Below are 26,172 nucleotides of genomic sequence, written 5' to 3'. Positions count from 1 at the left end.
CCCCGTCCTGCGGCGGGGCGGTCTGAGGGCGGGGTCGCGGTCTGGTTAGTGCGCGTACTGGCGTCCGTCGTCGGAGTCGCCGGGCGTCTGGCCGCCGGGTGTTGGGGTGTCGGTGTCGGGCATGGTGTCGCGGTCGTCCGGGTCCTGGAGGTGGACGGCGTGCTGTAATCGCATTGGTGCTCCTGTGAGTTGTTGAGGTGCGCAGGGGTGTCCCCGCGCTGGTTGCGCGGTCCTCGTCCCGGCCACTGGCCTGCAAGCGGGAGGCCGGGGCGAGGGTGGGGTGAGCCTTCGGGCGGCCCACCGGTCTAGGTGGCGTCCGCCTTCAGCACCTCGACGGGCGAGGTCTTGTGGCAGCGGCAGTCACAGCGGACGGTCATGATGAGCGCTCCGCGCGTGGCGGGCGGTACCGGCTTCAGCCGGACTTCGCCCGGGCCGTTGCAGAACGCGTGGATCTCGTCGGGTGTGGTGTCGGGCTCGGCGATGTACAGCGCGCAGTACGGGGACATCCGCCGGGTGCCGACGGGGACGGTCACCTCGTCTGCCTCTCGTGCTGCAGGGCTACGAGCACCGTGTAGAGGTCGGCGTCGGGGTGCGGTCGTCGGCGGTTGCACTCCGGGCACAGATGCCGCAGACAGCCGGGCCCGGAAGCGGCCGGGCGGAGCACGGTGATCGGCTCGCGGGTGGGCTTGTCGCAGCGATAGCAGCATTCGGTCACCGGGCGGCCCCTTCACGTGGGCCCAGCGCCGCGCTCGTGGCGATCTTCAGCGCGGCGAGGAGAGCCGTCGGGTCGGTGAGATGCCGGTCGTCCCGGGGCGGTACGCGCCAGCGCACCCCGGGCCCCCTACGGGAGTCGATGGCGGGTACCTCGATATAGGCGGTCGCTCCCCAGACCTCGATGCTGGGTAGCGCGCTCATGTCCCATCCGGCGGCTGAGCCGGGCGCGATCAACCAGTAGAAGACCTTGTCGAAGGGGTTCTTGATGACCGCGCCCGTCGCCTCGCCCAGCAGGTCGAGGGTGTGTTTACCGATGCCGATGGAGAGGGGAACGCGCACGACGTCCCAAGAACGGCCAGCGGGCTGCAGCTCCGTGCCACGGCCGCTTGGCGGTGCCCACGGTTCGGGTCCGTAGGCTTTCAGGCGTTCAGCCAGGTCGAGGCAACGGGATGCGTCCATGCATCGATATCACCGCACCGTGAACCGCGGCGGGATATGACAACCTATGACACGGAGTGGATCATGACCCGGGCTGTGGCCATCACCGGTACGCGGTCGACAGCGCATCGCGATCTCGCGAGCTACGCTGAACTGTTCGCCGACTACCTTGGCCCATTCGTAGACCCCAACGCGAGCTTCTACCTCGGCGGGGCCACGGGCATCGACTCCCTCGCCCTGCTCTGGCTGGCGGGCAACGCATCCTCACAGATCACGATCGTCGTACCCGGTACCGTTCAGCAGCAGCCCGCCGAGGCGCAGCAAGCCATCACCCGCAGCCGCAACCGCATCACGGAGATCGTCGAATTGCGCGCCGACCGGCTCGATGCGCCCGCATTCCACGCCCGGAACCGCTGGATGGTCGACCACTCCCACATGGTCATCGGGTTCCCCCTCGCTGGCCCGCAGGGTACTTCTGGTACCTGGCAAACCATCAACTACGGTGCCGAACAGGGGAAACCTCATCTGATCGTGCCCGTGTGACGCGAATCACCGGCATGATGAGGCCATGAGCACGCGCGAAATGCTCCTCGGTGCTGCTGCCCTCAAGTCCCTTCGGAAGGCACGGGGATGGTCTCTGGCCGAAACCTCACGGGCACTCATCGCCACAGCGCGCCGCCTTGGCCAGCCCCTCGACTCATCTGCCGCGAGCGTGCAGCGATCGGTGGCCCGGTGGGAGAGCGCTACGCGCCCCATCCTCCCCAGCGACCGGTATCAGCTTCTGCTCGTGCATCTTTACGCCCGAGGCGCCGACGGGCATATCGCACTCGGGCCGGGCAGCGACTTCGCCGAACTGCTTGACGCGCTGGCCCGTCTGGGAGAGGCGGAAGCCCGGCTGAGCGATCTGCGCGCGCTGTTGATGCGTACGGCCACTGATGATGGAACCGGTCTGCTCGCTCTACTCGGGCCCGCAACCCGACTGTCCATGGCCGCCGCGCTCACCGATCCGACGCGCGTCGATGAGGTCCTGCTCGACGGGTTACGGACGGCCGTGGGTGACGTCAACGCGCACGTCGGCTCGCTGCCCTTCGCTCGGCTCCAACTCCTGCTCGCCCCCGTGATCGAGTCCTGTCGGCGGCTCCTGCTCGGAGCTGTCCCCGCCCCCCTGTTACCTGAGCTGCGCACGGTCGCGGTGCAGGCGTACACCCTCGGCGGGCGGCTGGCGTTCGAGACCCGGGACGACCAAGCCTCCCGCGCGCTGTACGCGGCCGCCACGGCTACGGCCGGACAACTCGACGCTCGGTGGCGCCGGGCCGTCGTCCACATGAGCCACGCCTTGGTCACGCTGTACTCCGCCCCCGGTATCGAAGCGGCCCGCGGGTTGGTCGACGCCGCGGTGCGTGATGCGCGTACGGGCGACAGTGTCCGCGTGCGGGCCCGAGCGCATGCGTTACAAGCCGAGGTCGCCGCCCGAGCGGGGTCCGAGCGGCACGCGCAGACTGCGCTGTCGCTTGCCTGGTACGACCTCGACCGCAACGGCGAGGGCGATCCGGCGCCGGCCAGCTTCAGCCCGGACCACCTGCGCGGCTTCGAGGGGCTGTGTGAGCTGTACGTCGGAGACGCGGCGGTCGCTCACGACTTCTTCGCCGATAGCGTGGCGGCTCTCGGCACACCGCGTGAGCGGGTACAGCGGGCCATCGTCTCCACCGATCAGGCCCTGGCCTGCATCCGGCTGGACGCGCCTGAGCAAGCCGCGGATCTTCTGCACAGCTGCGTCGACTCCGCCGCCAGTACCGGCGGGCGTGTGCCCGCGCTGCGGCTGCGGCAGGCACGCAGGGAACTGCGGCCCTGGCGGCGTGAGGACTTCGTCGCCGACCTCGACGATCACCTCGTCGAACTACTCGGAAGCTGACATGACGAGCCCCTGTCCGGCCCGAAGGCCAAGATGAGCCGACGCCCGGCTGGGCCGAAACCGCACCCCGATTAGAGTGGGAGCGCACGCCGTGACTGGCGAACGTGGAAGAGACCACGAGGAAGCGGTGTGCGGCTGCGACCATCACGAGGTGCCGCCCGCCTGGGCACCCCGGGACTTCGACCGGACCAACCGACCGATCGCCCGGAGGACACCAATGAGCCAGCCCCTCTCCCATTCCGACTCCGCCTCTTCCCCCGGCCCCTTCCTCTCTCATCCCGCACTGGCGGAGGCCGACCCGGAGCTTGCCGCGCTGGTGGGGGCGGAGGAGCGGCTGCAGGCGGAGACCCTGCGCATGATCCCCAGCGAGAACTATGTCTCCAGCGCCGTTCTGGAGGCATCCGGCACGGTGCTCCAGAACAAGTACAGCGAGGGCTACCCGGGCCGCCGCTACTACGAGGGCCAGCAGGTCATCGACCAGGTCGAGACCCTGGCGGCGGACCGCGCGAAGGCCGTGTTCGGGGTCGAGCACGCCAACGTGCAGCCGTACTCCGGCTCGCCCGCCAACCTCGCCGTCTACCTGGCCTTCGCCGAGCCCGGTGACACCGTGATGGGCATGTCGCTGCCCATGGGCGGCCACCTCACCCACGGCTGGGGCGTCTCCGCCACCGGCAAGTGGTTCCGCGGTGTCCAGTACGGGGTGCGGCAGGACACCGGGCTGATCGACTTCGACGAGGTGCGCGACCTGGCCCGTAAGGAGCGCCCCAAGGTGATCTTCTGCGGTGGGACGGCGGTGCCCCGCACCATCGACTTCGCCGCCTTCGCGGAGATCGCCCGGGAGGTGGACGCGGTGCTGGTCGCCGATATCGCGCATATCGCCGGGCTGATCGCGGGCGGCGCCCACCCCTCCCCGGTGCCGCATGCCGATGTCGTCTCCACCACCACCCACAAGACGCTGCGCGGGCCGCGCGGCGCGATGCTGATGTCGCGCGAGGTCCACGCCAAGGCGATCGACAAGGCCGTCTTCCCCGGGCTGCAGGGCGGCCCGCACAACCAGACCACCGCGGGTATCGCCGTCGCCCTGCACGAGGCCGCCCAGCCCGCCTTCCGCGACTACGCCCACGCCATCGTCGCCAATGCCCAAGCCCTTGCGGAAGCCCTGCTCGCCCGAGGCTTCGACCTGGTCTCCGGCGGCACCGACAACCACCTGATCCTCATGGACCTCACGCCCAAGGACGTGCCGGGCAAGGTCGCGGCCAAGGCCCTCGACCAGGCCGGGATCGTGGTGAACTACAACACCGTCCCCTTTGACCCGCGCAAGCCCTTCGACCCCTCCGGCATCCGGATCGGCACCCCCTCCCTGACCTCGCGCGGTCTGCGCACCGAGCACATGGCCACCGTCGCCGAGTGGATCGACCGGGGCGTGGGTGCCGCCGGGAGCGGCGACGAGGAAACGCTCGCCAAGATCAGGGCCGAGGTCGCCGAGCTGATGGCCGCCTACCCCGCCCCCGGTCTGCCGACCGCCTGACGTCGTTCGGCCTGACTTCGTCCAAGCTGACCTCGTCCGGGCTGGCCTCGTCCGGGCTGACTTCGTCCGGGCTCAACCCTTCCGGCTGGGAGCCCTCCGGCCTGGGCCCGGGCTGGTCGTCCGCGGAGCCCTGTCCGGCCGTCAGGCCGGGCAGGTCCCGCCACTGCTCGTCCGCCCGGACCTGGACCCGCCCGTCCCGGTCCGGAGCGGTCGCGGGGGCGGCCGCCGAAGCGCCCACTATCCGCGCCATCACCCGCTCGATCAGCGTCTCTCCGTCCACCGGCGACCCGCCCAGCGGGGGAGACTCCAGCGCGCGCCCGAGCGCCCGCAACTCGTCGGGCAGGCGCCCGTCCCCGTCCCCGGTCCGGGCCACAGCCTCGGTGCCCTTCGCGGGCGACCCCGAGCCCCTCTCCGCGGTCCTTTTCATATTCCGCTCCGTCACTTTCCCGCCTTCCTTCCTCCCCCTCCGCCAGCAGTCCCTCCAGCCGCCTCAGCGCACGGCTGAGCCGGGACTTCACCGTGCCGCGCGGCCAGCCGAGCGCTTGCGCGGTCTCCGACTCGTCCAGATCCAGCAGATAGCGGTAGGTGACCACCCGCCGCTGTGGCTCGCTCAGCTCGTCCAGCGCGGCCAGCAGTCGGGCCCGCCGCTCGCCCGCGAGCGCCGCCACCGCCGGGTCCGCGGATTCCGGTATGGCCGGCTCGGATCCGCCGCGGCCGGCACCGCCGACCAGCGCCGCTTCCCGGCCCACCGCCGTGCGCATGCGGCGCGCCGAGCGGAGCAGGTTGCTGGTCTCGTTGGTCACGATCCGCAGCAGCCATGGGCGGAACGACGCGCCGTCCCGGAATCCCCCCAGGGCGAGATACGCCTTGACGAAGGCGTCCTGCACCACGTCCTCCGCGTCGGGGCCCGCCCCGAGCAGCACGGCGGTGCGATGGGCGATCGGTGCGTGTGCGCGCATCAGCTCCGCGTACGCCTCGGTGTCCCCGGCGCGCACCCGCGCGATGATCTCCGCTTCGGTTGAAACCGTCTCCGCTTCGGCCGACGCCGTCTCGGCCCCGGCCCCAGCCGACTGCGCCCTTGCCGTCTTCCGCACGGCGAGGCCCCCCTCCCGCGCCCTCTCACGAGTCCTCACACCTTTCATACACCGGCGGACCGAGACCGGTTCCACACCTGAGAGAATGGGTGCCATGGCCCTCGATCGTCCCCGTGCACTCTCCGGTATCCAGCCCACCGCAGGCTCGTTCCACCTCGGGAACTACCTCGGTGCGATCCGGCAGTACGTCGCGCTGCAGGAGACCCACGACGCCTTCTACATGGTCGTGGACCTGCATGCGATCACCGTGCCGCAGGATCCGGTGGCGCTGCGCGCCAACACCCGTCTCGCCGCCGCGCAGCTGCTCGCCTCCGGGCTCGACCCGGACCGCTGCACCCTCTTCATCCAGAGCCATGTGCCCGAGCACGCGCAGCTCGCCTGGGTGATGAACTGTCTGACGGGTTTCGGCGAGGCGTCCCGGATGACCCAGTTCAAGGACAAGACGGCCAAGCAGGGCGCGGACCGGGCCACTGTCGGGCTCTTCACCTACCCGATCCTCCAGGTCGCCGACATCCTGCTCTACCAGGCCAACCATGTCCCGGTCGGCGAGGACCAGCGTCAGCACGTCGAGCTGACCCGTGACATCGCCGAGCGCTTCAACGGGCGCTTCGGCGACACGTTCACCATTCCCGCTCCGCATATCGTCAAGGAGACCGGGAAGATCTACGACCTTCAGGACCCGGCGATCAAGATGAGCAAGTCGGCGTCCACGCCCAAGGGCATCATCAGCCTGCTGGACGAGCCCAAGGTCTCGGCGAAGAAGATCAAGAGCGCGGTCACGGACACCGAGACCGAGATCCGCTACGACGAGGAGAAGAAGCCCGGCGTCAGCAATCTGCTGACCATCTACTCCACCCTCACCGGCACCACGATCGCCGACCTGGAGCGGAAGTACGAGGGCAAGGGCTACGGTGCGCTCAAGACCGAGCTCGCCGACGTACTGGTCGAGTGGGTCACCCCCTTCCGCGAGCGTACGCAGGAATACCTCGCGGACCCCGAGACGTTGGACGGAATCCTGGCCAGGGGCGCGGAGAAGGCCCGCGCCGTCGCGTCCGACACGCTGGCCCGCGCCTACGACAAGGTCGGCTTCCTGCCCGCCAAGCACTGACCGGCACTATTCGCACTGATCGGCACTACTCGATCACCTCGATCACCGGCCGATGTCCCAACGCCCCCTTCGCGGGGGCCGTGGGTACGTGCGCCGATGGACCGGTGAACCTAGCCGCGAAGGCGGCCCAGCCGCCACACTGACACCGGATACACCGGATACAGCGGATCAGGCCCACAACGCCCGGGAGGGCCAGGAGGGAGAACGCAGTGGGGACCGTAACGCTCGGCGTTTCGATCGCGGTCCCGGAGCCGTACGGCAGCTATCTGCAGCAGCGGCGCGCGGGCTTCGGTGACCCTGCCGCTCACGGCATCCCCACCCACGTCACGCTGCTGCCGCCCACCGAGGTCGACTCCTCGGCGCTGCCCGGCGTCGAGCGCCATCTGGCGGCGGTCGCGGCCGAGGGCCGGCCGTTCACGATGCGGCTGGAGGGCACCGACACCTTCCGCCCGCTGTCCCCGGTCGTCTACGTCAAGATCGTCGAGGGCGTCGAGGAGTGCGCGGCGCTCCAGGAGCGGGTGCGGGTCGCCTCCGGGCCGTGTGCCCGTGAGCTGCAGTTCCCCTACCACCCCCACGTCACGATCGCCCATGGCATCGACGAGGAGGCCATGGACCGGGCGTACGCGGAGCTGAAGGACTTCGAGGCGGCCTGGACGATCGAGGGCTTCGCGCTCTATCAGCAGGGCGCGGACGGGGTCTGGCGGCTGGAGCGCGAATACCCCTTCGGCGACGGCCCCGGCCCGTCGGGCCCCGGTCCGGTGCTCCCTCGCCAGGTCAACCTCTGCCGTCCGCCCGCGCCGTCCCTCTGACGGATCCGTAAGAGCCAGCGGATCCGTAAGAGCCAGCGGATCCGTAAGAGTGATGAGCGGGGTGTCGGACAAGCCGATTCCGGCTGACGGCCCGTCGTAGCGAGACCCTGGCCTCCTCGCCCCGGGGACTGGAAGCCGACCGAAGGGTACTCGCTGATCATGGATTGGTTGACCCGGCTGCCCGTGATCGGCCCCCTGATCGTCCGGCTGATGCACACCCACGCATACCGCTCGTACGAGACGCTGGAGCGCGTCCACTGGACCAGGCTCGCCGCCGCCATCACCTTCATCAGCTTTCTCGCCTTCTTCCCCCTGATCACCGTCGGCGCCGCGATCGGCGCCGCGACGCTCAGCGCGGACCAGATGCGGCAGCTGGAGAAGAAGCTCGCCCAGCAGGTCCCCGGGATCTCCGGGCAGCTCGACCTCAGCGGCCTCATCGAGAACGCCGCCACCATCGGCATCGTCGCCGGCGTGCTGCTGCTGTTCACCGGCATCGGCTGGGTGGGCTCGCTGCGCGAGTGCCTGCGCGCGGTGTGGGAGCTGGAGGAGGACCCCGGCAACGCGGTGAAGCGCAAGCTCAAGGACGCCGTCGTGCTCTTCGGCCTCGGCGGCGTCGCGCTCGCCTCCTTCGCCGTCTCCGGCTTCGCCGTCACCGCCGTCGGCTGGACCGCACGACATCTGGGCATCCCCGAGAACGGGCCCGGCGGCTCGCTGCTGCGGCTGGCGGCCTTCGCGGCCGCCGTCGTCGCCGACTTCCTGCTGCTGTGCTACGTCCTGACCTGGCTGCCCGGCGTACAGCCACCCCGCAGGAGCGTCGTCGTCGCGGCGCTCATCGGCGCGATCGGCTTTGAACTGCTCAAGCTGCTGCTGAGCAGCTACCTCCAGAACGTCGCGGCCAAAAGCATGTACGGGGCCTTCGGGGTGCCCATCGCCCTGCTCCTGTGGATCAACCTCACCGCCAAGCTGACGCTCTACTGCGCTGCCTGGACCGCCACCAAACCGGTCCCCGAGCCGGAGCGCCCCGGGCTGGGGATCCCCCAGCCCGAGCGCTCCTGACGTCGGGACTCGCGAGCAGAGCGTGCTCAGCCGCGTGAGCGGCGCCGCACCAGCTCCGGCAGCGGCCACCGCCGGTGCACCGCGTACGCCACGCCGCCCAGCAGCACCAGCGAGCCGCCCGTGACACCGACCGCCGTCCACATGCCGCCCGAGCCCGAGCCGTCGTCGCCGGGCGAGACGGCCGCCTGGGCGTGGTCACCGGTCTTCTTCCCGCTGCCTCCGGCGCCGTCCGACCCGGACCCGCTCTCCAGGCCCTTGGGGCCCGGCCGGACGAGCGTGCCCACCGGCTCGACCTTGTCGGCCGCCTTGAAGCCCCAGTCGAAGAGTTTCGAGGTCTCCTTGTAGACCTCGTTGGCCTCCTCCTTCTGCGGGTTCATGACCGTGACCAGCAGCACCCGGTCGCCGTGCTGCGCGACCCCGGTGAAGGTGGAGCCGGCGTGCGTCGTGTAGCCGTTCTTCACCCCGGCGATGCCCTTGTACTGCGGGACCTCGTAGCCGGTCAGCAGGCGGTTGGTGTTCTGGATCGCGAAGCTCTCGCGCTTCTTCTTCCCCTTGTTCTTCTTGTCCTTCTTGTACTCCCCGGGGAACTTCGCGGTCGCCGTCGAGCAGTACTCCCGGAAGTCCGCCTTCTGCAGCCCCGAGCGGGCGAACAGCGTGAGGTCGTACGCGCTGCTGACCTGGCCCTTCTCGTCGTAGCCGTCCGGGGTGACGACATGCGTGTCGAGCGCGTTCAGCTGCTCGGCGTGCGCCTGCATCTCCTGGACCGTCTTCCCCTTGCCGCCGTTCATCGCGGACAGCACATGCACCGCGTCGTTGCCCGAGCGCAGGAAGACACCGAGCCACAGATCGTGCACCGAGTACGTCAGGTTCTCCTTGACCCCGACCAGGCTGCTGCCCGCGCCCATGCCCGCCAGGTCGGACGGCGCCACCTTGTGCTCGCGGTCCTTGGGGAGCTTGGGCAGCACCGTGTCCGCGAAGAGCATCTTGAGGGTGGATGCGGGCGGCAGCTTCCAGTGGGCGTTGTGCGCGGCGAGTACGTCGCCGGACTCGGCGTCGGCCACCATCCAGGAGAGTCCGCTCAGCCCCTTGGGCAGCGCGGGCGCGCCGCCCTTCAGCGAGACCTGGGTGCCCGGGCGGCCGAGCCGTTCGCCGCCCACGTCGGACATCTTGGCGGGCGGCTTGGGGGTGTCGTCGTCGCGGTCGGCGGTCGGCGCGGCGTGGGCCGGGGCGGCGGACAACAGGGCGGCCAGGAGAAGGGCGGCGGAGGCGGCCAGGGGGGCGGCGGTGCGCCGCTTGGGGGCGCGGGAGGAGGTCGGCACGCCTGTGAACGTACCGGCCGTCGAACCCCCGGGCGAAATGGCTGCGGTCTTGCGAGTGTTCGACCCGCGCGAGGCACGTCCGCCATGCGTGTTCATACTGGAAAGCATGAAGCTCAGCCGCCCCATTTCCTGGTTCCTGCTCGCCTTCGGGGTCTGGAGCTGGGCCATCTGGTTCACCTTTGTCAAAAACTTGTGGAAGGACAGCAGCGGGCTGGCTTTCGACGACGCCGGAGATCCCACCGCGTACTTTTGGGTGCATCTGCTGCTCGCGATCACCTCGTTTCTCTTGGGGACGGGGATCGGCGTGATCGGGTTCCGTGGGCTGCGTGCTCTGCGCCACGAGGACGCAGCTGAAGCCGCTGAAAAGCAGCAGCAGCACTGAACGGGAGGACCTGGGTTGGTCGTGCTCTTCGCCCTCGTGGCGCTTGCCGTCGTCGGCCTGCTGGCCGGCGTCCACTGGTATCTGTGGCGCCGGCTCGTCCGCGATACGACGGCGCGGGGCGGGCGCGCCCGGCGCGCCGGTACGGTCGCCGCGGTGGTGCTGCCGCTGATCAGCGTGGGCGCGCTGGTCTCCGGGCGGGCCGGAGCGCCCTTCGCCCTGCAGCAGGCCCTGGCCTGGCCCGGGTATCTGTGGCTCGCGCTGGTGCTGTATCTGACGCTCGCCCTGCTGGCGGGCGAGGCGGTACGGCCGCTGCTGCGCCGATGGCTGGAGCGGCGCGACGCGGCCCGGGGCGGTCAGCCTGAGCCCGAGCCCGAACCCCAGCCGATCGCCCCGCCCGCTGAACCGCCCGCCGAACCGCCCGCGGAGCAGGTACGGGTGGCGGTACGCACCGAGACCGAGACCGAAGCCGAGACCGCGACCGAAGACGTGCCCCCGCCCCCCTCCCGGCGGCTGTTCGTCGCGCGGACCGTGGCCGTCGGGGCGGCCGCCGTGGCGGCGGGCACCGTGGGGTACGGGACGTACACCGTGCTGCGCGGGCCGCGCCTGAAGCGGGTCACCGTGCCGCTGGCCAAGCTGCCGCGCCAGGCGCACGGGTTCCGGATCGCCGTGGTCAGCGACATCCACCTCGGGCCGATCCTGGGCCGCGCCCACACCCGGCGGATCGTGGAGACGATCAACCGCACCAGCCCCGATCTGATCGCCGTCGTCGGCGACCTCGTCGACGGCAGCGTCGAGGATCTGGGCCCCGCCGCCGAGCCGCTGCGCGAGCTGCGCGCCCGCCATGGGTCGTACTTCGTCACCGGCAACCACGAGTACTACTCCGGCGCGGCCCAGTGGGTCGACCACGTACGCGAGCTCGGGCTGCGGCCGCTGGAGAACCAGCGCACCGAGCTGGGCGGCTTCGACCTCGCCGGGGTGAACGACATCGCGGGCGAGGACGAGGGCCAGGGCCCCGACTTCAAGGCGGCGCTCGGCGACCGCGACCCGGCCCGCGCCTGTGTGCTGCTCGCCCACCAGCCGGTGGTGATCCACGACGCGGTGGACCACGGCGTGGATCTCCAGCTGTCCGGACACACCCACGGCGGCCAGATGTGGCCCGGCAACTACGTGGCCGAGCTCGCGAACCCGACCGCCGCCGGACTCGAGCGCTACGGCGACACACAGCTCTACGTCACACGCGGCGCCGGCGCCTGGGGCCCGCCGGTACGGGTGGGGGCGCCGCCGGACATCACCGTCGTGGAGCTGGCGGCGACCCGCGCCTGACCCCGACAACGCACATCAGGGCGTCGTCGGCCGGGCCGCCGGCCGTCCGGCCGTGGTCGTCGTCCCAAGGCCGGCCGCCGCCCGCGCCCGATGGTGGCCGTCCGCCCGCGCCGACGGCAGGGCCACCACGACCGTCAGCCCCTCGCCCGGGGCGGTGGTGACCCGTACCGTGCCGCCGTGCGCGTCGACCGCCGCCCGTACGACCGCCATGCCGAGCCCGCTGCCCTCCGCGCCGCCTGTACGGAAGAAGCGGTCGAAGATGCGCTCCGCGTCCTGCTGACCCATGCCCGGCCCCTCGTCGGCGACCCGCAGCACCCCGTACCCGCCCTCCTCGGCCACGCTCACTCGCACCCGCGCGTCGGCGGGCGTGTGGATGCGGACGTTGGCCAGCAGATTGCTGACGATCTGGTGGAGGGTCGGCTCGTCGGCGAGGACCGGGCAGTCCGCGGGCAGGCGCAGCTCGACGGGGCGGCCGGGCTGCTGGGCGCTGAGGTCGGCGGCGGCGCCGCGCGCCACGCCCGCCAGGTCGACGGGCGCGGGGCGCAGCCGGGGCCGCTGGTCGAGGCGGGCCAGGGCGAGGAGTTCGTCGACGAGCCGGGCCATGCGTTCGGCCTCGGCGTTCATCCGGGCCATCGCGCGTGCCCGTTCCGCCTCGTCCTTGAACATGCCCTTCTCGTCCAGCTGCAGATAGCCGCGGATCGCGGCGAGCGGCGTCCGCAGCTCGTGCGAGGCGTCGGCGATGAACCGGCGCAGCTGTCCGGCGGCGTGCTCGCGCGTGACGAAGGCGGTCTCCAGCTGCTGGAGCATGGCGTTGAGGGCGGTGCGCAGCTGTTCGACCTCGCCGCCGCTGTGCCGGTGGCCGCGGGAGGCGACCCGGCGGGAGAGGTCGAGCCCCTGGGGGCAGCCCTCGGCGATGGCGGAGGCGGTCTCGACCATGTCCTCCAAGGGGCGCAGCCGCCGCCGCGTGCCGAAGAAGGTGGCCGCGCCCAGGCAGGCGACCAGGGCGGCGCCGATGGTGAGCACCATCCGTACGACCTTGTGCATGGTCTGGGTGACGGCCGTGGTGGAGTTGGCCACCAGAATCAGCAGGCCATCGGGGCCGCCCAGGCGCAGGGCGGTCACCCGGTAGCCGGTGCCGTGCGCGGTCACGTCGATGGGCTCGTCGCGGCGGGTCAGCGCGGCGGCGTCGGGGACGGCGTCGGCGAGGGCGCGCTGGGCGGCGTCCGGCGGCACGCCGCTGAACGGCGCGGCCTTGCCGTCGCGGCCGACGACGGTGAACAGGGTCCGGTTGGAATGGTTCTCGGAGGTGAACTTGCCGCTCAGCTCGGCGATCGAGGCGAGGGTCGCTATCTGGTCGCCGGTCAGCCCGGTCCGCTGGAGCGCGTTGCGTGAGGCGAGGAGTTCGCTGTCGATGTTGGCGACCATGTAGTGCCGGATGCCCATGGTGCTGACCCACAGGGCGGCGGCGATGCCGAGCGTCAGCATGGCGATGATGCTGAGCGTCAGCTTGGCCCGCAGCGTCGCGCGCTGATGCCGCTCCTCCTTCTTCCGCCACCTCACGCCGGCTCCACGGGCCGCAGACCGTAGCCGACGCCCCGCCGGGTACGGATCAGCGGCGGCCCCAGCGGGTCGAGTTTGCGCCGCAGATAGCTGATGTACGTCTCGACGACCGTGGATTCGACGGGCTGCTCGTACCGCCATACATCCCGCAGCAGCTGCTCCTTGGGCACGATCCGGTCCGCGTGCCGCACCAGATGGCGCAGCAGCGCGAACTCGGTCGGGGTCAGATCCGCGCTGCGCCCACCGCGCCGCACCGTGTACGTGGCCTCGTCGAGCTCCATGTCACCGTGGCGCAGCACCGGGGGCCGGGGCGGCGGCGGGGCGTCCGGGGCCGGGCCCGGCGGGCGGGTGCGGCGCAGCACGGCCCGGATCCTGGCGACCACCTCGTCGACGTTGAACGGCTTGGTGATGTAGTCGTCGCCGCCGAGCGCGAGGCCGCGCACGATATCGGCGGGGGCGTCGCGCGCGGTGAGGAAGACGACCGCCAGATCGGCGCGTTCGGCGCGCAGCACCCGGCACACATGGCGCCCGTCGCCGTCGGGCAGGGCGATGTCGAGCAGGACGGCGTCCGGGCGCGCCTCGCGGGCGAGTTCCACGGCGGCCCGCGCGCTGCCCGCGCACACCACCGAGAAGCCGTGGAAGCGCAGGGTGATGGCGAGCACGTCCGCGATGCTCGGCTCGTCCTCGACGATCAGGACGGTGGCGCTGCCAGGACTGCCAGGGCTGACGGGATTGCCAGGACCGCCAGGGCTGACGGGACTGCCGGGGTTGCCGTTGGGGTCTTCGGCACTCATCTCCCCAGTATCGGTCGCAAAATTGCGCGATCCCATGGGGAAGCCTGGGAGCTTCTTGTGAGTCCGGGCTCGGCCGCCCTGCCGCCCCGCACCCGCGGCCGAGCCTTGGTGCGTACCTCGGGGACGTACGTCGGAACATCACGAGAAACAGGGGGCGGAACGCATGGCGGCATGGGCACGGTGGTGCCTCAGACACCGGCTGGTGGTGCTTCTGCTGTGGGTGGGGGCGCTGTTCGGCACGGCCGTCGCGAGCGGGGTCGCGGGCAGCGCGTACTCGAACGTCTTCAGCCTCCCGGGGACCGAGTCCTCGCGGGCCATGGAGCGGATGGAGAAGGCGTTCCCCCAGCGCGCGGGGGACACCGACAGCGTGGTGTGGGAGGTGGATCAGGGCAAGTCGGTCAAGGATCCGGCCGTACGGGAGCGGATGTCGGCGGCGCTCGCCGACATCGGGAAGCTGCCCGAGGTGGGCACGGTGGTCAGCCCGTACGAGCCCGAGGGCGCGCGGCAGATCAGCGAGAACGGGCGGATCGCCTACGCCGAGGTGACCTTCACCAAGCAGGCGCCCGAGCTGCGGAAGGAGAACATCCGGAAGGTCATCGACCGGGCCGAGGAGGCGCGCACCGCGGGGCTGCGGGTGGAGCTCGGAGGGCAGGCCATCGAGCAGACGCAGGAGCCGCCGGCCGGGCTTTCGGAGGCGGTGGGCATCGTCGCGGCGGCCGTGGTGCTCTTCCTCGCCTTCGGGTCGCTGTTCGCGATGCTGCTGCCGCTGCTCAACGCCATCTTCGCGGTGGGCACCGGCCTGTCCGCGCTGGTGCTGCTCAGCCATGTCGTCGACCTGCCCGATGTGGCGCCGCTGATGGGCAGCCTGATCGGGCTCGGCGTCGGCATCGACTACGCGCTGTTCATCGTCACCCGGCACCGCAAGGGCCTTCGGGCGGGCCTGGATCCGGCCGAGTCCGCGATGCGGGCGCTGGACACCTCGGGCCGCGCGGTGCTGTTCGCGGGCGGCACGGTGTGTATCGCGCTGCTGGCGATGTTCTCGCTGGACCTGAGCTTCCTCAACGGCATCGCGATCGCCGCGACGCTCACCACCCTGCTCAGCGTGGCGGCCGCGGTCACCCTGCTGCCCGCGATGTTCGGCTTCCTCGGGCACCGCGTGCTCAGCCGCAAGGAACGGCGGGCCCTGGCGGAGGAGGGGCCGCGGGAGGGCGAGAAGCCCGGCGGACGGGCGGTGCGCTGGGCCTCGTTCGTGGAGCGCCGGCCCAAGGCGCTGGCCGCGGTCGCGCTCGTCGTGATGGCGGTGCTCGCGATCCCCACGCTCTCGCTCCGGCTGGGCACCAACGACCAGGGCAACCAGCCCGAGTCGCAGACCACCCGCAAGGCGTACGACCTGCTGGCCGAGGGTTTCGGGCCCGGCTTCAACGGGCCGCTGCTGATGGTCGCGGACGTCTCCGGCGGGGCGGCCGAACAGCGGGCGCTGGACGGTCTGGTGCGCAGGGTGAACGGCACCGAGGGCGTGGTGCGAGCCGTACGACTCCCAGCCGCGCCCGGAACGGCCAAGGACACGGCGGTGGTGCAGGTGGTGCCGACCACCTCGCCGCAGTCGGAGAAGACCGACCGGCTGATCGACACGTTGCGCGACGACATCGTGCCCGCGGCCGAGCGGGGCACCGCGCTCGAGGTCGACATCGGCGGTGCCACGGCCATCCAGAAGGACTTCGCGTCGGTCATCGGCGAACGGCTGCCGCCGTTCATCGCGCTGATCGTCGGTCTTGGCGCGCTGCTGCTGCTCGTGGCGTTCCGCAGCGTGGTGGTGCCGCTCACGGCCGCGGTGATGAACCTGATCGCGGCGGCCGCGTCCTTCGGCGTGCTGGTGGCGATCTTCCAGTGGGGCTGGGGCATGGACCTGCTGGGCCTGGGCAAGGAGGGGCCGATCATCTCCTTCCTGCCCGTGATCATGCTGCCGCTGCTGTTCGGCCTGTCGATGGACTACCAGGTCTTCCTGGTCAGCCGGATGCACGAGGAGTGGGTGCACACCAAGGACAACGCGCGGGCGGTACGGGCCGGGCTCGCCGACACCAGCCGGGTCATCAACTGCGCGGCGCTCATCATGATCTGCGTCTTCTCCTCGTTCATCCTCAGCGGTGACCGGGGCGGCGTCATGGCCGGGCTCGGGCTCGCGGGCTCCGTGGCGCTGGACGCGTTCATCCTGCGCATGGTGCTCGTACCGGCCCTGATGCAGCTGATCGGCCGGGCCAACTGGTGGCTGCCGCGCGCGATCGACAAGCGGCTGCCGCATCTGGCGGTCGACCCGCCGGACCGCCCGTACCCGGGGGCCGCGCCGGAGCCCGAGGGAGAACGGGAGCTGGTGGCGGAGCGCTGAGTTCATGCGCGGGAGGGGGCGCTTCCGGGGACCGGGAGCGCCCCGAGCCGTAAGGTGATGGTGGTCGACGTCCGCCGATCCGTTCGCCAAGCGGCGCCGCCCACAGGGGGGTTGGGATGACGGGCTACGACAGAAGCGGAGAAGGGCTTGCGCCGGGAGGCCGGGTCGGGCCCTATCGCATCCTGTCGGTGCTCGCCGGCGGGGGCATGGGGCGGGTGTATCTGGCCCGTTCCTTACCCGGTGGCCGGTTGGTCGCGCTCAGGACGATCCGCGCGGAGGGGCCGGTCAGCGACGCCGCCCGGCAGCGGTTCGCGCATGAGGTGACGCTCGCCAGGCGGGTCGCGGGCATCTACACCGCCAACGTGGTGGACGCCGACCCCGCGGCCGAGGTGCCGTGGCTGGCCACCGAGTACATCGCGGCGCCTTCCCTGGCCCATCTGGTCGAGACCTGCGGGCCGCTGCCCGTCCCCGCGGTGCGGTGGGTGGCCGCCGGGGTCGCCGAGGCGCTGGTGAACGTGCACGCGGCGGGGCTTGTTCACCGGGACGTCAAGCCCTCCAATGTGCTGCTGCCCGAGGGCGGCCCGCGCGTGATCGACTTCGGTGTCCCGCACGCCGTCGACCCGACCCGGACCACGGTCACGCCGGGGACGATCGCCTTCACCTCACCCGAACAGGCCCGGGGTGAGGAGAGCGGCGCGGCGTCCGATGTCTTCTCCCTCGGGGCGACGATGTTCCATCTCGCGGTCGGCCGTCCCCCGTACGCCGAGACCGGCGAGGTTCCCCAACTGCTGGGGCGGGTCGCCCAAGGGCGGCTCGACCTGACCGGACTGCCCGCTGAGCTCGACGGCCTCGTACGCCGCTGTCTGGCGGCCGACCCGGCCGACCGGCCGTCGCCGCGGGAACTGCTCGACGTCCTGGCCGCCGAGCTGGACGCGCCAGGAACGGCTTCGGCCTCGGACGACCCGGCTTGGCTGCCGCCGAGTTGGTTGCGGGCCATCGACGCCTTCCGGGAGCGCGGTGCGGCCTCCGCCCAGGAGTACGGCGAAACACCGTGGCCGGCGGAGGCCGACGTCCTCCAGGACGTACGGACCGCGCCGGTGCGGAAGACCGCGGTGGCGGTCGCGGTCGCCGCGATCGTCGTGGTCCTGGCCGTCGTGTCGGCGGTGCTGATGTTCGGCGGCGTGATGTCCGACGACGGGGACGAGCCGAAGGCGCGGGCGGGCGGCAGCACATCGTCGTCGCAGAGCACGTCGCCGTCACCGTTGCCGGGCTCGGCGAGTTCCACGCGTACGGCGGACACGGCCGGGGAGCCCGCGCTGCTGACCGGCGAGTGCACCGATGTCTTTCATGACGGCAGCGCGTGGTATCCGGCCGACCAGGCCCCGGGGCCGGTCGACTGCGCGGCCGACGACGCCTACTACAAGGTGGTCGACCGCGCGGAAGAGCGCGAGGGGCTGGACTGTTCGGAGACCTGGCAGATCGAGTGGAAGCCGGCCGAAGCGGAACGGCCGGCGCTGTGCATGGAGCGCGTCTACCGGGTGGGGCAGTGTTTCCCGCTGCGCACGGACTCGTCGAGCGACGAGATCGTCGAGGCGCGGGTCGGCGCCCGGACGCCGTGCGGGCGGCAGATCCCGTTCACCGGCCGCGACTGGGTGAAGGCGCGGATCTTCACGGTGCTCGAAGGCCAGGACAAGGTCTACGCGGACGCCTGCGGCGATGACCCCGGGACGTACACGGTGATCGTCAGGCCCCGTGAACTTGCCCTCTGCGCCCGGGAAGCATGACCCGGGCCTGACCCGGGCTCACACGCTGGTGAGCGTCTTCTCTCGCGGGGCGGTCGCCCTCACGGCGACGGGGGCGGTCCCGACGGGGGCGGTCCCGACGGGGCCGGGGACGGCGACGGGGGCGGGGACGGCGACGGCGACCGGGACGGCCACCGCGCCGCGGGGGCACCGGGCGCGGGTGTGCGGCAGGGGCTCGTTGCGGAGCCCCGACAGGGTCTCGTGCGGGCCGAGCCCATCGGGGTGCCGCAGCGTCCGCAGCCCGTACGCCACCAGCAGCGCGACGCCCAGCACCGTGACGAGTGCCTGCTCCGGCGAGGACGCCACGAGGTACACCGCGTCCTCGCCGTTCGCCCGCCGGGCGGTGGCGGCGGCAGTGTTGACGAGGCCGGACAGCGACGGCTCGAAGAGCAGCACCGCCGTCGCGAGGGAGAGCCCCGCCAGCAACGGAAGCGCGGCCACGCCGAGCACCAGCGCCCGTACGGCCAGCCGCCAGAGGGGGAGCGCCCCGCCGTCCGAGGGCACCACCCGCAGCAGCAACAGCCGTTTGTCGGGTGTCGCCCCGGTCAGATACGGCAGGACCACGAACCACCCGGCGAAGGCCGCGACGGGCACCCACAGCACGAGGTCCCCCACGCCGAGCCCCGCACTCACCACGACGGCGAGAAGCGTCGCCGCCGCATACCCGACCAGGTCGACCACCAGCGCCGTCAGCCGCCGCCCGAACGGCACCGGATGGCGCGCCAGCGCCCGCCCGTCCAGCGTCTCCAGCGTGGGCAGCCGCCGCGCCACGGGCCCGGCCAGGACCCAGCCGAGCATCGCGCCCGAGGTGTTGACGATCAGATCGTCCACGTCGAAGAGCCGGTACGGGCATGCGTACAGGCCCCACACCCCGCTCCACTGCGTCAGCTCGAAGAACAGCGAGGCGCTGAAGCCGAGGGCCGCGGTGGCCCGCAGCCCCTGCCGGAAGTGATAGCGCAGGAAGATCCCGAGCGGCAGGAGCAGCAGCAGATTGAAGAGGGTTCCGGCGACGGCGGGGTTCTGCAGGACCAGCGCGTTGACGCCGACCTTGCCGTGCGCCTCCTTCCAGATGTCACCGAAGGTGTTGCCGGGGATCAGCTGCGGGTCGGCGACCGCGGCGAACCTGCCGCACATGTCCGCGGACCGCCTGGGCAGCGGGACCACCGTCATGCAGAACGCGCTCAGCGCGTAGTACAGGAACCCGTACAGCGACAGGGCCCGCCCCCGCGACATGACGCCGTGCCTGCGGTACAGCGCGACGGCCGTCGGCAGGAACAGGGCCAGCGCGAGGAGGGGGAACAGCGCCGCGGCGGTCTTGATCGGCAGCAGATACGCATCGGTCATGCGGAGCACTATACACACCACGTATACACCGCGTGTATAGCTGCAAAGACGCACGCGGGGAGCCCTGTTGGCATACGACGAGGGCCCCGCTTCCCGGGCGGGAAGCGGGGCCCTCGTCAGATGACCGCAGGCGCTACGAGGAGCGGTGCCTGCGGCAGTGAGGAACTCAGAAACGCCGCGTGATCAGCGCGCGCTTCACCTCCTGGATGGCCTTGGTGACCTCGATGCCGCGCGGGCAGGCCTCCGTGCAGTTGAAGGTGGTGCGGCAGCGCCAGACGCCGTCCTTGTCGTTCAGGATCTCCAGGCGCTGCTCACCGCCCTCGTCGCGCGAGTCGAAGATGAAGCGGTGCGCGTTGACGATCGCCGCCGGGCCGAAGTACTGGCCGTCGTTCCAGAACACCGGGCACGAGGAGGTGCACGCGGCGCACAGGATGCACTTGGTGGTGTCGTCGAAGCGCTCGCGGTCCTCGGCGGACTGCAGACGCTCGCGCGTCGGCTCGTTGCCCGTGGTGATCAGGAAGGGCATCACATCGCGGTACGCCTGGAAGAACGGCTCCATGTCCACGACCAGGTCCTTGAGGACCGTGAGGCCCTTGATGGCCTCGACCGTGATGGGCTTCGACCCCTTCCCATCTTGAATATCAGCGATGTCCTTGATCAGCGTCTTGCAGGCGAGCCGGTTGCGGCCGTTGATCCGCATGGCGTCGGAGCCGCAGATGCCATGGGCGCAGGAGCGGCGGAACGTCAGGGTGCCGTCCAGATCCCACTTGATCTTGTGAAGCCCGTCGAGGACGCGCTCCTTGGGGTCGATGTCGATCTGGAAGTCCTCCCAGAACGCATCGGCCGCGACCTCCGGGTTGAACCGGCGGATCCGGAAGGTGACCGTGACCAGGTGCGAAGCGGTCGCCGCGGCCGCCTCCGGAGCCTCGGCGGGCTTGTCAAGCGTCGGGGTGCTCATCAGTACTTACGCTCCATCGGCTGGTAGCGGGTCTGCACGACCGGCTTGTAGTCGAGGCGGATGGACTCGGAACCGCCTGCGCCCACCTCGCGGTACGCCATGGTGTGGCGCATGAAGTTGACGTCGTCGCGGTTCGGGTAGTCCTCGCGGTAGTGGCCGCCGCGCGACTCCTTGCGGGCCAGCGCGGAGACGGCCATGACCTCGGCCAGGTCGAGCAGGTTGCCCAGCTCGATCGCCTCGAGAAGGTCGGTGTTGAACCGCTTGCCCTTGTCCTGGACGCTGATGTTCTTGTAGCGCTCGCGCAGGTGGCCGATCTCCTCGACGGCCTCCTTCAGCGTCTGCTCGGTGCGGAAGACCATGACGTTCTTGTCCATGGTCTCCTGGAGCGCCTTGCGGACCTCGGCGACCCGCTCGCTGCCGGTGGCGTTCCGCAACCCCTCGACCTGGCCCTGGACGAACGTGGCCGGGTCGTCGGGGAGCTCGACGAAGTCGTTCCCGGCGGCGTACTCCGCGGCGGCGATGCCGGCCCGGCGGCCGAAGACGTTGATGTCGAGCAGCGAGTTGGTGCCCAGGCGGTTGGCGCCGTGTACGGAGACACAGGCCACCTCGCCCGCCGCGTACAGGCCCGGCACGACGGTGTCGTTGTCGGACAGCACCTCACCCAGGACGTTGGTCGGGATGCCGCCCATCGTGTAGTGCGCGGTCGGCTGGATCGGGATCGGGTCCGTGTAGGGCTCGATGCCCAGGTACGTCCGGGCGAACTCGGTGATGTCGGGCAGCTTGGCGTCCAGCTGCTCCGGCGGCAGGTGGGTCAGGTCCAGGTAGACGTGGTCGCCCTCGGGGCCGCAGCCGCGGCCCTCCCGGATCTCGGTGTAGATGGAGCGCGAGACCACGTCGCGGGAGGCGAGGTCTTTCATGACCGGCGCGTACTTCTCCATGAAGCGCTCGCCGTCCTTGTTGCGCAGGATGCCGCCCTCACCGCGGGCGCCCTCGGTGAGCAGAATGCCCATGCGCCAGATGCCGGTCGGGTGGAACTGGAAGAACTCCATGTCCTCCAGCGGCAGCCCGCGCCGGTAGGCGACCGCCTGGCCGTCACCGGTCAGGGTGTGGGCGTTGGAGGTCACCTTGAAGAACTTGCCGCAGCCGCCCGAGGCGAAGACGACGGCCTTCGCCTGGAAGACGTGGAGCTCGCCGGTCGCCAGCTCGTACGCCACCACACCGGCGGTGCGCTGGACGCCGTCGACCTCGGTCAGCAGCAGATCCAGGACGTAGAACTCGTTGAAGAACTCCACGCCCTCCTTGACGCAGTTCTGGTACAGCGTCTGGAGGATCATGTGGCCGGTGCGGTCCGAGGCGTAGCAGGACCGGCGGACCGGGGCCTCGCCGTGGTTACGGCTGTGGCCGCCGAAGCGGCGCTGGTCGATGGTGCCGTTCGGGGTCCGGTTGAACGGCAGGCCCATCTTCTCCAGGTCGAGGACCGAGTCGATGGCCTCCTTCGCCAGGATCTCGGCGGCGTCCTGGTCGACCAGGTAGTCGCCGCCCTTGATCGTGTCGAAGGTGTGCCACTCCCAGTTGTCCTCCTCGACGTTCGCGAGGGCGGCCGCCATGCCGCCCTGGGCGGCGCCGGTGTGGGAGCGGGTCGGGTAGAGCTTGGTGAGCACCGCGGTGCGGCTGCGCTTCGTCGACTCGATGGCCGCGCGCATCCCGGCGCCGCCGGCGCCGACGATGACGGTGTCGTACTTGTGGATCTTCATGAGTGGATACCTCAGCCCCGGGGCCTAGCGGATGTTCGGGTCGAAGGTGAAGATCACCAGAGTGCCGAGCACAATGGTGAATCCTGCCGCCGTGTAGAGCAGCCCCTTCAGCCACAGGCGGGTGTTGTCCCGCTCCGCGTAGTCGTTGATGACCGTACGCAGGCCGTTCGCGCCGTGCAGCGTGGCGAGCCAGAGCATGATCAGATCCCATGCCTGCCAGAACGGCGAGGCCCAGCGGCCGGCCACGAAGGCAAAGCCGATCTTGGAGACGCCGCCGTCGAGGACCAGCTGGATCAGCAGGTGGCCCAGGACGAGTACGACCAGCAGGACGCCGGACAGCCGCATGAACAGCCATCCGTACATCTCGAAATTGGTGCGGGTCGCCTTCGGCGTCTTACGGGTACGGGCGCGCGGCGGCTCGATGAGCGGCGCGGGGTGGTCCACGTCATACATGTGGACACTGTCGTTCACGGGGGTGGTGGTCTCGGCGGACATCTCGCGTCAGCCCTTCCCGAACAGCTCGCGCAGGGTGTGCTGCAGGATCGGGTAGAAGGCACCCGCCATCAGCACGACCCAGATACCGACGACGCTCCACAGCATCTGCTTCTGGTACTTCGGGCCCTTCGACCAGAAGTCCACGGCGATGACGCGCAGGCCGTTGAGGGCGTGGAACAGGATGGCGGCCACCAGGCCGTACTCCATCACGTTCACGATCGGATTCTTGTACGTCGCCACGACGTCGTCGTAGGCCTCGGGCGACACGCGAACGAGCGAGGTGTCCAGCACGTGGACGAACAGGAAGAAAAAGATGAGGACGCCGGTGACTCGATGAGCCACCCAGGACCACATGCCTTCCCGGCCGCGATACAGCGTTCCAGCCGGCACGGAAAACCCTCCGGAAACGGGGATTGGGGCCTGCCGGCTTCTGTCGGTCGGGCCCGGCCGGGTACGGTCCACCGGCCCTGGCCATCGTAGCGACGTGTTGTCGGTTCGCTCGCCCGGGGGGCTTCAGTGTGATCGATCAGGCACGCACGGCCTAGATCAGGCGGGGTGGAACCGTTTGATTCCGGACATCTGAGATTGGCCCGCGATCAGCCGCGCGAGTCGGCCGCGCGCGATACGCCGCAGCTCGTCGGCCGCCTTGACCCGCTCGGCGTCCCTCTCGTTGTCCAGTCGGGTATGTATTTCGGCCAGCACCCGATTGCGCATTTCGTCGGGGTGAAGGTCATCCAGACAGATCACGAAGACATGTCCGAAGCGGCGCTCGTACTCCGCGTGGGCGGCCCGCAGTGCGGTATGGGCGGCCAGCGCCCCCGGGCCGTCGGCGGCCGGCAGCTGTCCCACCACCGCCTCGTCGGCCAGGGCCTCGTCGAGGTCGGCGGGGGTGAGGTCATAGCTGGCCTCGTCGCCGGCCGCGAGCAGCGCGTCGAGATCCGGATAGGGGCGGTGCGCCACGAGCAGCCGGGCCCAGCGGCGGCTGCCGCAGCAGGCGAGCAGTACGTCCTCGGCGACGCCGGCGGAGGCGGCGTTGAGGCGGGCGAGGCGGGCGGTGGACAGCATGGGCTCCTTGGACACGTGTGTTCGAAGGGGCGATGCAAGAGGCACGGAGAGGGAGATAACGGGCGCCAGGGGTTGAAGTGGTGCGATCGGCAGTTCAAGGTAGCGATATGTGTCAGTCGCTGTCCGGAGGATGTGCGAAATTCACCCGGAAGGGGAGGTTTCGCGGCATGCGATGGACGCTACAGGGCCGGAACGGGAGGTCAGCGCGATGAGAGAGCCGAGAGATCAGAGAGACCAGAGAGATCTGAGGGGCCTGAGCGAGCCGACAGGTCCGAGCGGCGTGAGAGAGCGGCCCGTGCCATGGGACCGCCGTATATAAGGCGGCCAGGGCGACAGACGGCCGACCGTGCGAGCGCCGCCCGCCGGGCGGGCACCCCCGTCGTCACGGCCGTCGCCGTCACGGTCGTCACGGCCGTCGCCCTGGTCACCGGCTGCCAGCAGCAGAGCGGCGAAGGCGGGCACCCGGCCACCACCAGCCACCGCCCGACCAGCACCGCCAGCCCCACCCCGACCAGCCGTCCCCCGGCCACCCGGAGCCCCCGCCCCACCACCACCTCGCCCCGGCCACCGGCCAGCCCGACAGCGCTCCCCGCCGCGCCCCGCACCATCCCGTCCGTCCGGCACTTCGCCCCTGCGGCCGGCCCCGGCTGGCGGCCCGGCGCGGGCAGCCGCGTCGTCACCAATACGCGTGGCCCGCTCGCCGACGAGGCCGCGCTGATCGCCCGTGAGCTGGGCCTTCGCGTCAGCTCGGGCCCCGCACGCCGTGGCGACCTGGAGCTCGCGCTGAACCCCAAGCAGAGCGGCGGCCGCGAGGCGTACATCCTCACCGTGCGCGGCGGCCTGGCCCGGATCACCGGCTCCGCCGACGCCGGGGTGTTCTACGGCACCCGCACCGTCAAGCAGGCGCTGCGCTCCGGGGGCCGGGTGCCGCAGGGCGTCATCCGCGACGCCCCGGACCGCTCACAGCGCGGCCTCAACCTCGACATCGCGCGTAAGTACTACTCGCCCGCGTGGATCGAGGCCCGGCTGCGCGAGATGGCCGATCTCAAGCTCAACCAGCTCGGTCTGCACTTCTCCGACGACCAGGCCTTCCGCATCCAGAGCTCCACGCATCCGGAGATCGTCGCCCCGCAGCACCTCACCAAGCAGGAGGTGCGCCGGATCGTCAGCCTCGCCCAGAGCCTGCACATCACCGTCGTCCCCGAGATCGACTCGCCCGGCCACCTCGGCGCGGTCATCCGCGCGCACCCCGCGCTCCAGCTGCGCACCGCGAGCGGGTCCGCGTTCCGCGGCGCCGTGGACATCTCGAACCCGGCCGCCGCCCGCATCGTGGACGATCTGATGCGCGAATTCGCGCCACTCTTCCCCGGTCCGTACTGGCATCTGGGCGGCGACGAGTACGGCGCGCTGATGTCGCGGAACCCCGAGGCCACCTATCCGGCCCTGGCCACGGCCGCCCGGCTGGCCTACGGGCCGCGGGGGCGCATCCAGGACCTGGCCACCGCCTGGCTCAACGCCCGCGCCGCGGTCGCGCGCCAGCTGGGCAAGCAGCCCAAGGCGTGGAACGACGGCTTCTTCTCCGGCGGCGTCGTCACCCCCGACCGTTCCATTCAGGTCGAGTACTGGACGGGCAGGGAGACCGGGGCCAGACCACCGGCGGAGTATTTGCGTGAGGGGCGCACGGTGGTGAACCTCAACGACGAATACCTCTATTACGTGCTGGGGCAGCCGAACAACTTCCGCTACCCGACCGGCGAACGTATATACGAAGACTGGTCCCCGGCGGTGCTGCGCGGCACCACGCCCGTCTCCGACCCGTCGCTGACCGGACCCGCCCGGGTGCCGGGCGCACGCTTCGCGGTGTGGAGCGACATCGCCGGCGCGCAGACGCAGGCACAGGTGGCCAACGGCATCAGGCTGCCGCTCGCGGCGCTGGCCCAACGGCTGTGGGATCCCGGGAAACCGTCCCTGAGCTGGAAGAATTTCGTCGCGCTCTACGACCGGCTGACGACGTGAGCTCCGCGGCCCCCTGAGCGGGCCCTCGCCCGGACCTCAAGAACGGGCCCTCGCCCAAAGGAAGGACGGTCGGGGCCGCCACCCCCCACAGGAGAGGCCCCGACCGTCGTCCGGTGCGGGCCCGCGAAGGACCCGTACTCCCTACAGCGTCGCACGCCCCGAATCCGTCACACCTCCCGCGGACGAGATCGAGACCGGACCGATCCACCCGGGCCGGGTCCGACGCCCGGTACGGCTCTGGACGTGACCGGTCGAATCCCCGTAACGTGCAGGTCCGCGCTGTGGGCGCGGTGTTGTTTATTCCTTGCGTGGCCGAAA

General features: G+C 70.9%; 25 protein-coding genes, 1 pseudogene and 1 riboswitch. Of the genes and pseudogenes, 11 read left to right on the top strand and 15 right to left on the bottom strand.

All coding sequences use genetic code 11. From position 1 onward, the window contains the following. Positions 1 to 45: 45 nt before the first annotated feature. From ACFV2X_RS33070 to ACFV2X_RS33055, 4 genes are all read right to left on the bottom strand, one after another. Positions 46 to 174, bottom strand: coding sequence for a hypothetical protein (locus ACFV2X_RS33070; protein WP_385623630.1), 129 nt, complete (start codon positions 172 to 174; stop codon positions 46 to 48). Positions 175 to 305: 131 nt separating this feature from the next. Further along, a complete protein-coding gene (locus ACFV2X_RS33065; protein WP_385623627.1) occupies positions 306 to 533 on the bottom strand; it encodes a hypothetical protein in 228 nt (75 codons plus the stop codon). Beyond that, the gene (locus ACFV2X_RS33060; RefSeq protein WP_385623624.1) at positions 530 to 715 is read right to left on the bottom strand and encodes a hypothetical protein; all 186 of its coding nucleotides are present in this window, start codon (positions 713 to 715) and stop codon (positions 530 to 532) included. Before ACFV2X_RS33060 ends, ACFV2X_RS33065 begins: the two co-directional genes overlap by 4 nt. Next, positions 712 to 1,053, bottom strand: coding sequence for a hypothetical protein (locus ACFV2X_RS33055; protein ID WP_385623622.1), 342 nt, complete (start codon positions 1,051 to 1,053; stop codon positions 712 to 714). The genes ACFV2X_RS33060 and ACFV2X_RS33055 overlap by 4 nt, the downstream gene beginning before the upstream one ends. Positions 1,054 to 1,236: 183 nt before the next feature. Here ACFV2X_RS33055 and ACFV2X_RS33050 point away from each other — a divergent pair, with 183 nt between their 5' ends. The 3 genes from ACFV2X_RS33050 (at position 1,237) to glyA (ending at position 4,592) form a co-directional block, all read left to right on the top strand. Next, positions 1,237 to 1,695, top strand: a complete 459-nt coding sequence (locus tag ACFV2X_RS33050) for a DNA-processing protein DprA (RefSeq protein ID WP_385623619.1) — start codon at positions 1,237 to 1,239, stop codon at positions 1,693 to 1,695. A 25-nt stretch (positions 1,696 to 1,720) separates the two neighbouring features. Then, positions 1,721 to 3,064: a hypothetical protein gene (locus ACFV2X_RS33045; RefSeq protein ID WP_385623616.1), complete on the top strand. Its 1,344-nt coding sequence runs from the start codon at positions 1,721 to 1,723 to the stop codon at positions 3,062 to 3,064. A gap of 81 nt (positions 3,065 to 3,145) precedes the next feature. Then, positions 3,146 to 3,239: riboswitch (ZMP/ZTP riboswitch) on the top strand. Positions 3,240 to 3,281: 42 nt separating this feature from the next. Beyond that, on the top strand, positions 3,282 to 4,592 hold the full coding sequence (gene glyA, locus ACFV2X_RS33040; protein WP_385623614.1) for a serine hydroxymethyltransferase: 1,311 nt from the start codon (positions 3,282 to 3,284) through the stop codon (positions 4,590 to 4,592). Here glyA and ACFV2X_RS33035 read toward each other — a convergent pair. Together ACFV2X_RS33035 and ACFV2X_RS33030 are read right to left on the bottom strand one after the other, a co-directional pair. Next, the gene (locus tag ACFV2X_RS33035) at positions 4,531 to 5,019 is read right to left on the bottom strand and encodes a hypothetical protein (protein ID WP_385623652.1); all 489 of its coding nucleotides are present in this window, start codon (positions 5,017 to 5,019) and stop codon (positions 4,531 to 4,533) included. The genes glyA and ACFV2X_RS33035 overlap by 62 nt on opposite strands. Positions 5,020 to 5,053: 34 nt before the next feature. Then, a pseudogene (locus ACFV2X_RS33030) lies at positions 5,054 to 5,599 on the bottom strand (RNA polymerase sigma factor); the annotation flags it as partial. Positions 5,600 to 5,780: 181 nt separating this feature from the next. On the opposite strand from ACFV2X_RS33030, the gene trpS reads away from it, so the two are divergent. The 3 genes from trpS to ACFV2X_RS33015 all read left to right on the top strand — a co-directional run bounded on the left by trpS (position 5,781) and on the right by ACFV2X_RS33015 (position 8,659). Next, on the top strand, positions 5,781 to 6,794 hold the full coding sequence (trpS, locus tag ACFV2X_RS33025; protein ID WP_385623611.1) for a tryptophan--tRNA ligase: 1,014 nt from the start codon (positions 5,781 to 5,783) through the stop codon (positions 6,792 to 6,794). 209 nt (positions 6,795 to 7,003) lie between these two features. Next, on the top strand, positions 7,004 to 7,603 hold the full coding sequence (locus ACFV2X_RS33020; RefSeq protein WP_385623609.1) for a 2'-5' RNA ligase family protein: 600 nt from the start codon (positions 7,004 to 7,006) through the stop codon (positions 7,601 to 7,603). Positions 7,604 to 7,762: 159 nt separating this feature from the next. Further along, positions 7,763 to 8,659: a YihY/virulence factor BrkB family protein gene (locus tag ACFV2X_RS33015; protein ID WP_385623607.1), complete on the top strand. Its 897-nt coding sequence runs from the start codon at positions 7,763 to 7,765 to the stop codon at positions 8,657 to 8,659. Between the two features lie 26 nt (positions 8,660 to 8,685). On the opposite strand, the gene ACFV2X_RS33010 is transcribed toward ACFV2X_RS33015, so the two are convergent. Further along, positions 8,686 to 9,978 carry a D-alanyl-D-alanine carboxypeptidase family protein gene (locus ACFV2X_RS33010; protein WP_385623605.1) on the bottom strand — a complete coding sequence of 431 codons (1,293 nt, stop codon included), beginning with the start codon at positions 9,976 to 9,978 and terminating at the stop codon, positions 8,686 to 8,688. A gap of 106 nt (positions 9,979 to 10,084) precedes the next feature. On the opposite strand from ACFV2X_RS33010, the gene ACFV2X_RS33005 reads away from it, so the two are divergent. Both ACFV2X_RS33005 and ACFV2X_RS33000 read left to right on the top strand, forming a co-directional pair. After that, entirely contained in the window at positions 10,085 to 10,360 is a 276-nt protein-coding gene (locus tag ACFV2X_RS33005; RefSeq protein WP_385623649.1) for an SCO4848 family membrane protein, read from the top strand. Positions 10,361 to 10,375: 15 nt separating this feature from the next. Continuing rightward, positions 10,376 to 11,683, top strand: coding sequence for a metallophosphoesterase (locus ACFV2X_RS33000; RefSeq protein WP_385623602.1), 1,308 nt, complete (start codon positions 10,376 to 10,378; stop codon positions 11,681 to 11,683). A gap of 15 nt (positions 11,684 to 11,698) precedes the next feature. Here the strand turns inward: ACFV2X_RS33000 and ACFV2X_RS32995 are convergent, their stop codons facing one another. Both ACFV2X_RS32995 and ACFV2X_RS32990 read right to left on the bottom strand, forming a co-directional pair. Beyond that, a complete protein-coding gene (locus ACFV2X_RS32995) occupies positions 11,699 to 13,243 on the bottom strand; it encodes an ATP-binding protein (protein ID WP_385623600.1) in 1,545 nt (514 codons plus the stop codon). Then, complete coding sequence (locus ACFV2X_RS32990) at positions 13,240 to 13,935, bottom strand: response regulator transcription factor (RefSeq protein ID WP_385623647.1); 696 nt, start codon at positions 13,933 to 13,935, stop codon at positions 13,240 to 13,242. The genes ACFV2X_RS32995 and ACFV2X_RS32990 overlap by 4 nt, the downstream gene beginning before the upstream one ends. A 265-nt stretch (positions 13,936 to 14,200) precedes the next feature. Between ACFV2X_RS32990 and ACFV2X_RS32985 the strand changes: the two genes are divergently transcribed. Together ACFV2X_RS32985 and ACFV2X_RS32980 are read left to right on the top strand one after the other, a co-directional pair. Further along, complete coding sequence (locus tag ACFV2X_RS32985; RefSeq protein ID WP_385623597.1) at positions 14,201 to 16,420, top strand: MMPL family transporter; 2,220 nt, start codon at positions 14,201 to 14,203, stop codon at positions 16,418 to 16,420. A gap of 116 nt (positions 16,421 to 16,536) precedes the next feature. After that, on the top strand, positions 16,537 to 18,204 hold the full coding sequence (locus tag ACFV2X_RS32980; RefSeq protein ID WP_385623595.1) for a serine/threonine-protein kinase: 1,668 nt from the start codon (positions 16,537 to 16,539) through the stop codon (positions 18,202 to 18,204). A gap of 18 nt (positions 18,205 to 18,222) precedes the next feature. Here ACFV2X_RS32980 and ACFV2X_RS32975 read toward each other — a convergent pair whose 3' ends face one another. From ACFV2X_RS32975 to ACFV2X_RS32950, 6 genes are all read right to left on the bottom strand, one after another. Beyond that, positions 18,223 to 19,566, bottom strand: a complete 1,344-nt coding sequence (locus ACFV2X_RS32975) for a VanZ family protein (RefSeq protein ID WP_385623592.1) — start codon at positions 19,564 to 19,566, stop codon at positions 18,223 to 18,225. 166 nt (positions 19,567 to 19,732) lie between these two features. Next, positions 19,733 to 20,524: a succinate dehydrogenase iron-sulfur subunit gene (locus ACFV2X_RS32970; RefSeq protein ID WP_385623590.1), complete on the bottom strand. Its 792-nt coding sequence runs from the start codon at positions 20,522 to 20,524 to the stop codon at positions 19,733 to 19,735. Beyond that, positions 20,524 to 22,278, bottom strand: coding sequence for a succinate dehydrogenase flavoprotein subunit (sdhA, locus tag ACFV2X_RS32965; protein ID WP_385623588.1), 1,755 nt, complete (start codon positions 22,276 to 22,278; stop codon positions 20,524 to 20,526). Before sdhA ends, ACFV2X_RS32970 begins: the two co-directional genes overlap by 1 nt. A 24-nt stretch (positions 22,279 to 22,302) precedes the next feature. After that, a complete protein-coding gene (locus ACFV2X_RS32960) occupies positions 22,303 to 22,773 on the bottom strand; it encodes a succinate dehydrogenase hydrophobic membrane anchor subunit (protein WP_385623586.1) in 471 nt (156 codons plus the stop codon). A 6-nt stretch (positions 22,774 to 22,779) separates the two neighbouring features. Next, positions 22,780 to 23,163, bottom strand: a complete 384-nt coding sequence (sdhC, locus tag ACFV2X_RS32955; RefSeq protein ID WP_043487051.1) for a succinate dehydrogenase, cytochrome b556 subunit — start codon at positions 23,161 to 23,163, stop codon at positions 22,780 to 22,782. Positions 23,164 to 23,319: 156 nt separating this feature from the next. Continuing rightward, entirely contained in the window at positions 23,320 to 23,838 is a 519-nt protein-coding gene (locus tag ACFV2X_RS32950) for a 2-oxo-4-hydroxy-4-carboxy-5-ureidoimidazoline decarboxylase (RefSeq protein ID WP_385623584.1), read from the bottom strand. A gap of 300 nt (positions 23,839 to 24,138) precedes the next feature. Between ACFV2X_RS32950 and ACFV2X_RS32945 the strand changes: the two genes are divergently transcribed. Further along, positions 24,139 to 25,854, top strand: a complete 1,716-nt coding sequence (locus ACFV2X_RS32945; protein ID WP_385623582.1) for a family 20 glycosylhydrolase — start codon at positions 24,139 to 24,141, stop codon at positions 25,852 to 25,854. The last annotated feature ends 318 nt before the right edge of the window (positions 25,855 to 26,172 follow it).

It is taken from the genome of Streptomyces sp. NPDC059679 (assembly GCF_042734105.1).
Lineage (GTDB): Bacteria > Actinomycetota > Actinomycetes > Streptomycetales > Streptomycetaceae > Streptomyces.
This window is presented reverse-complemented; position numbering and strand designations above follow the sequence as displayed.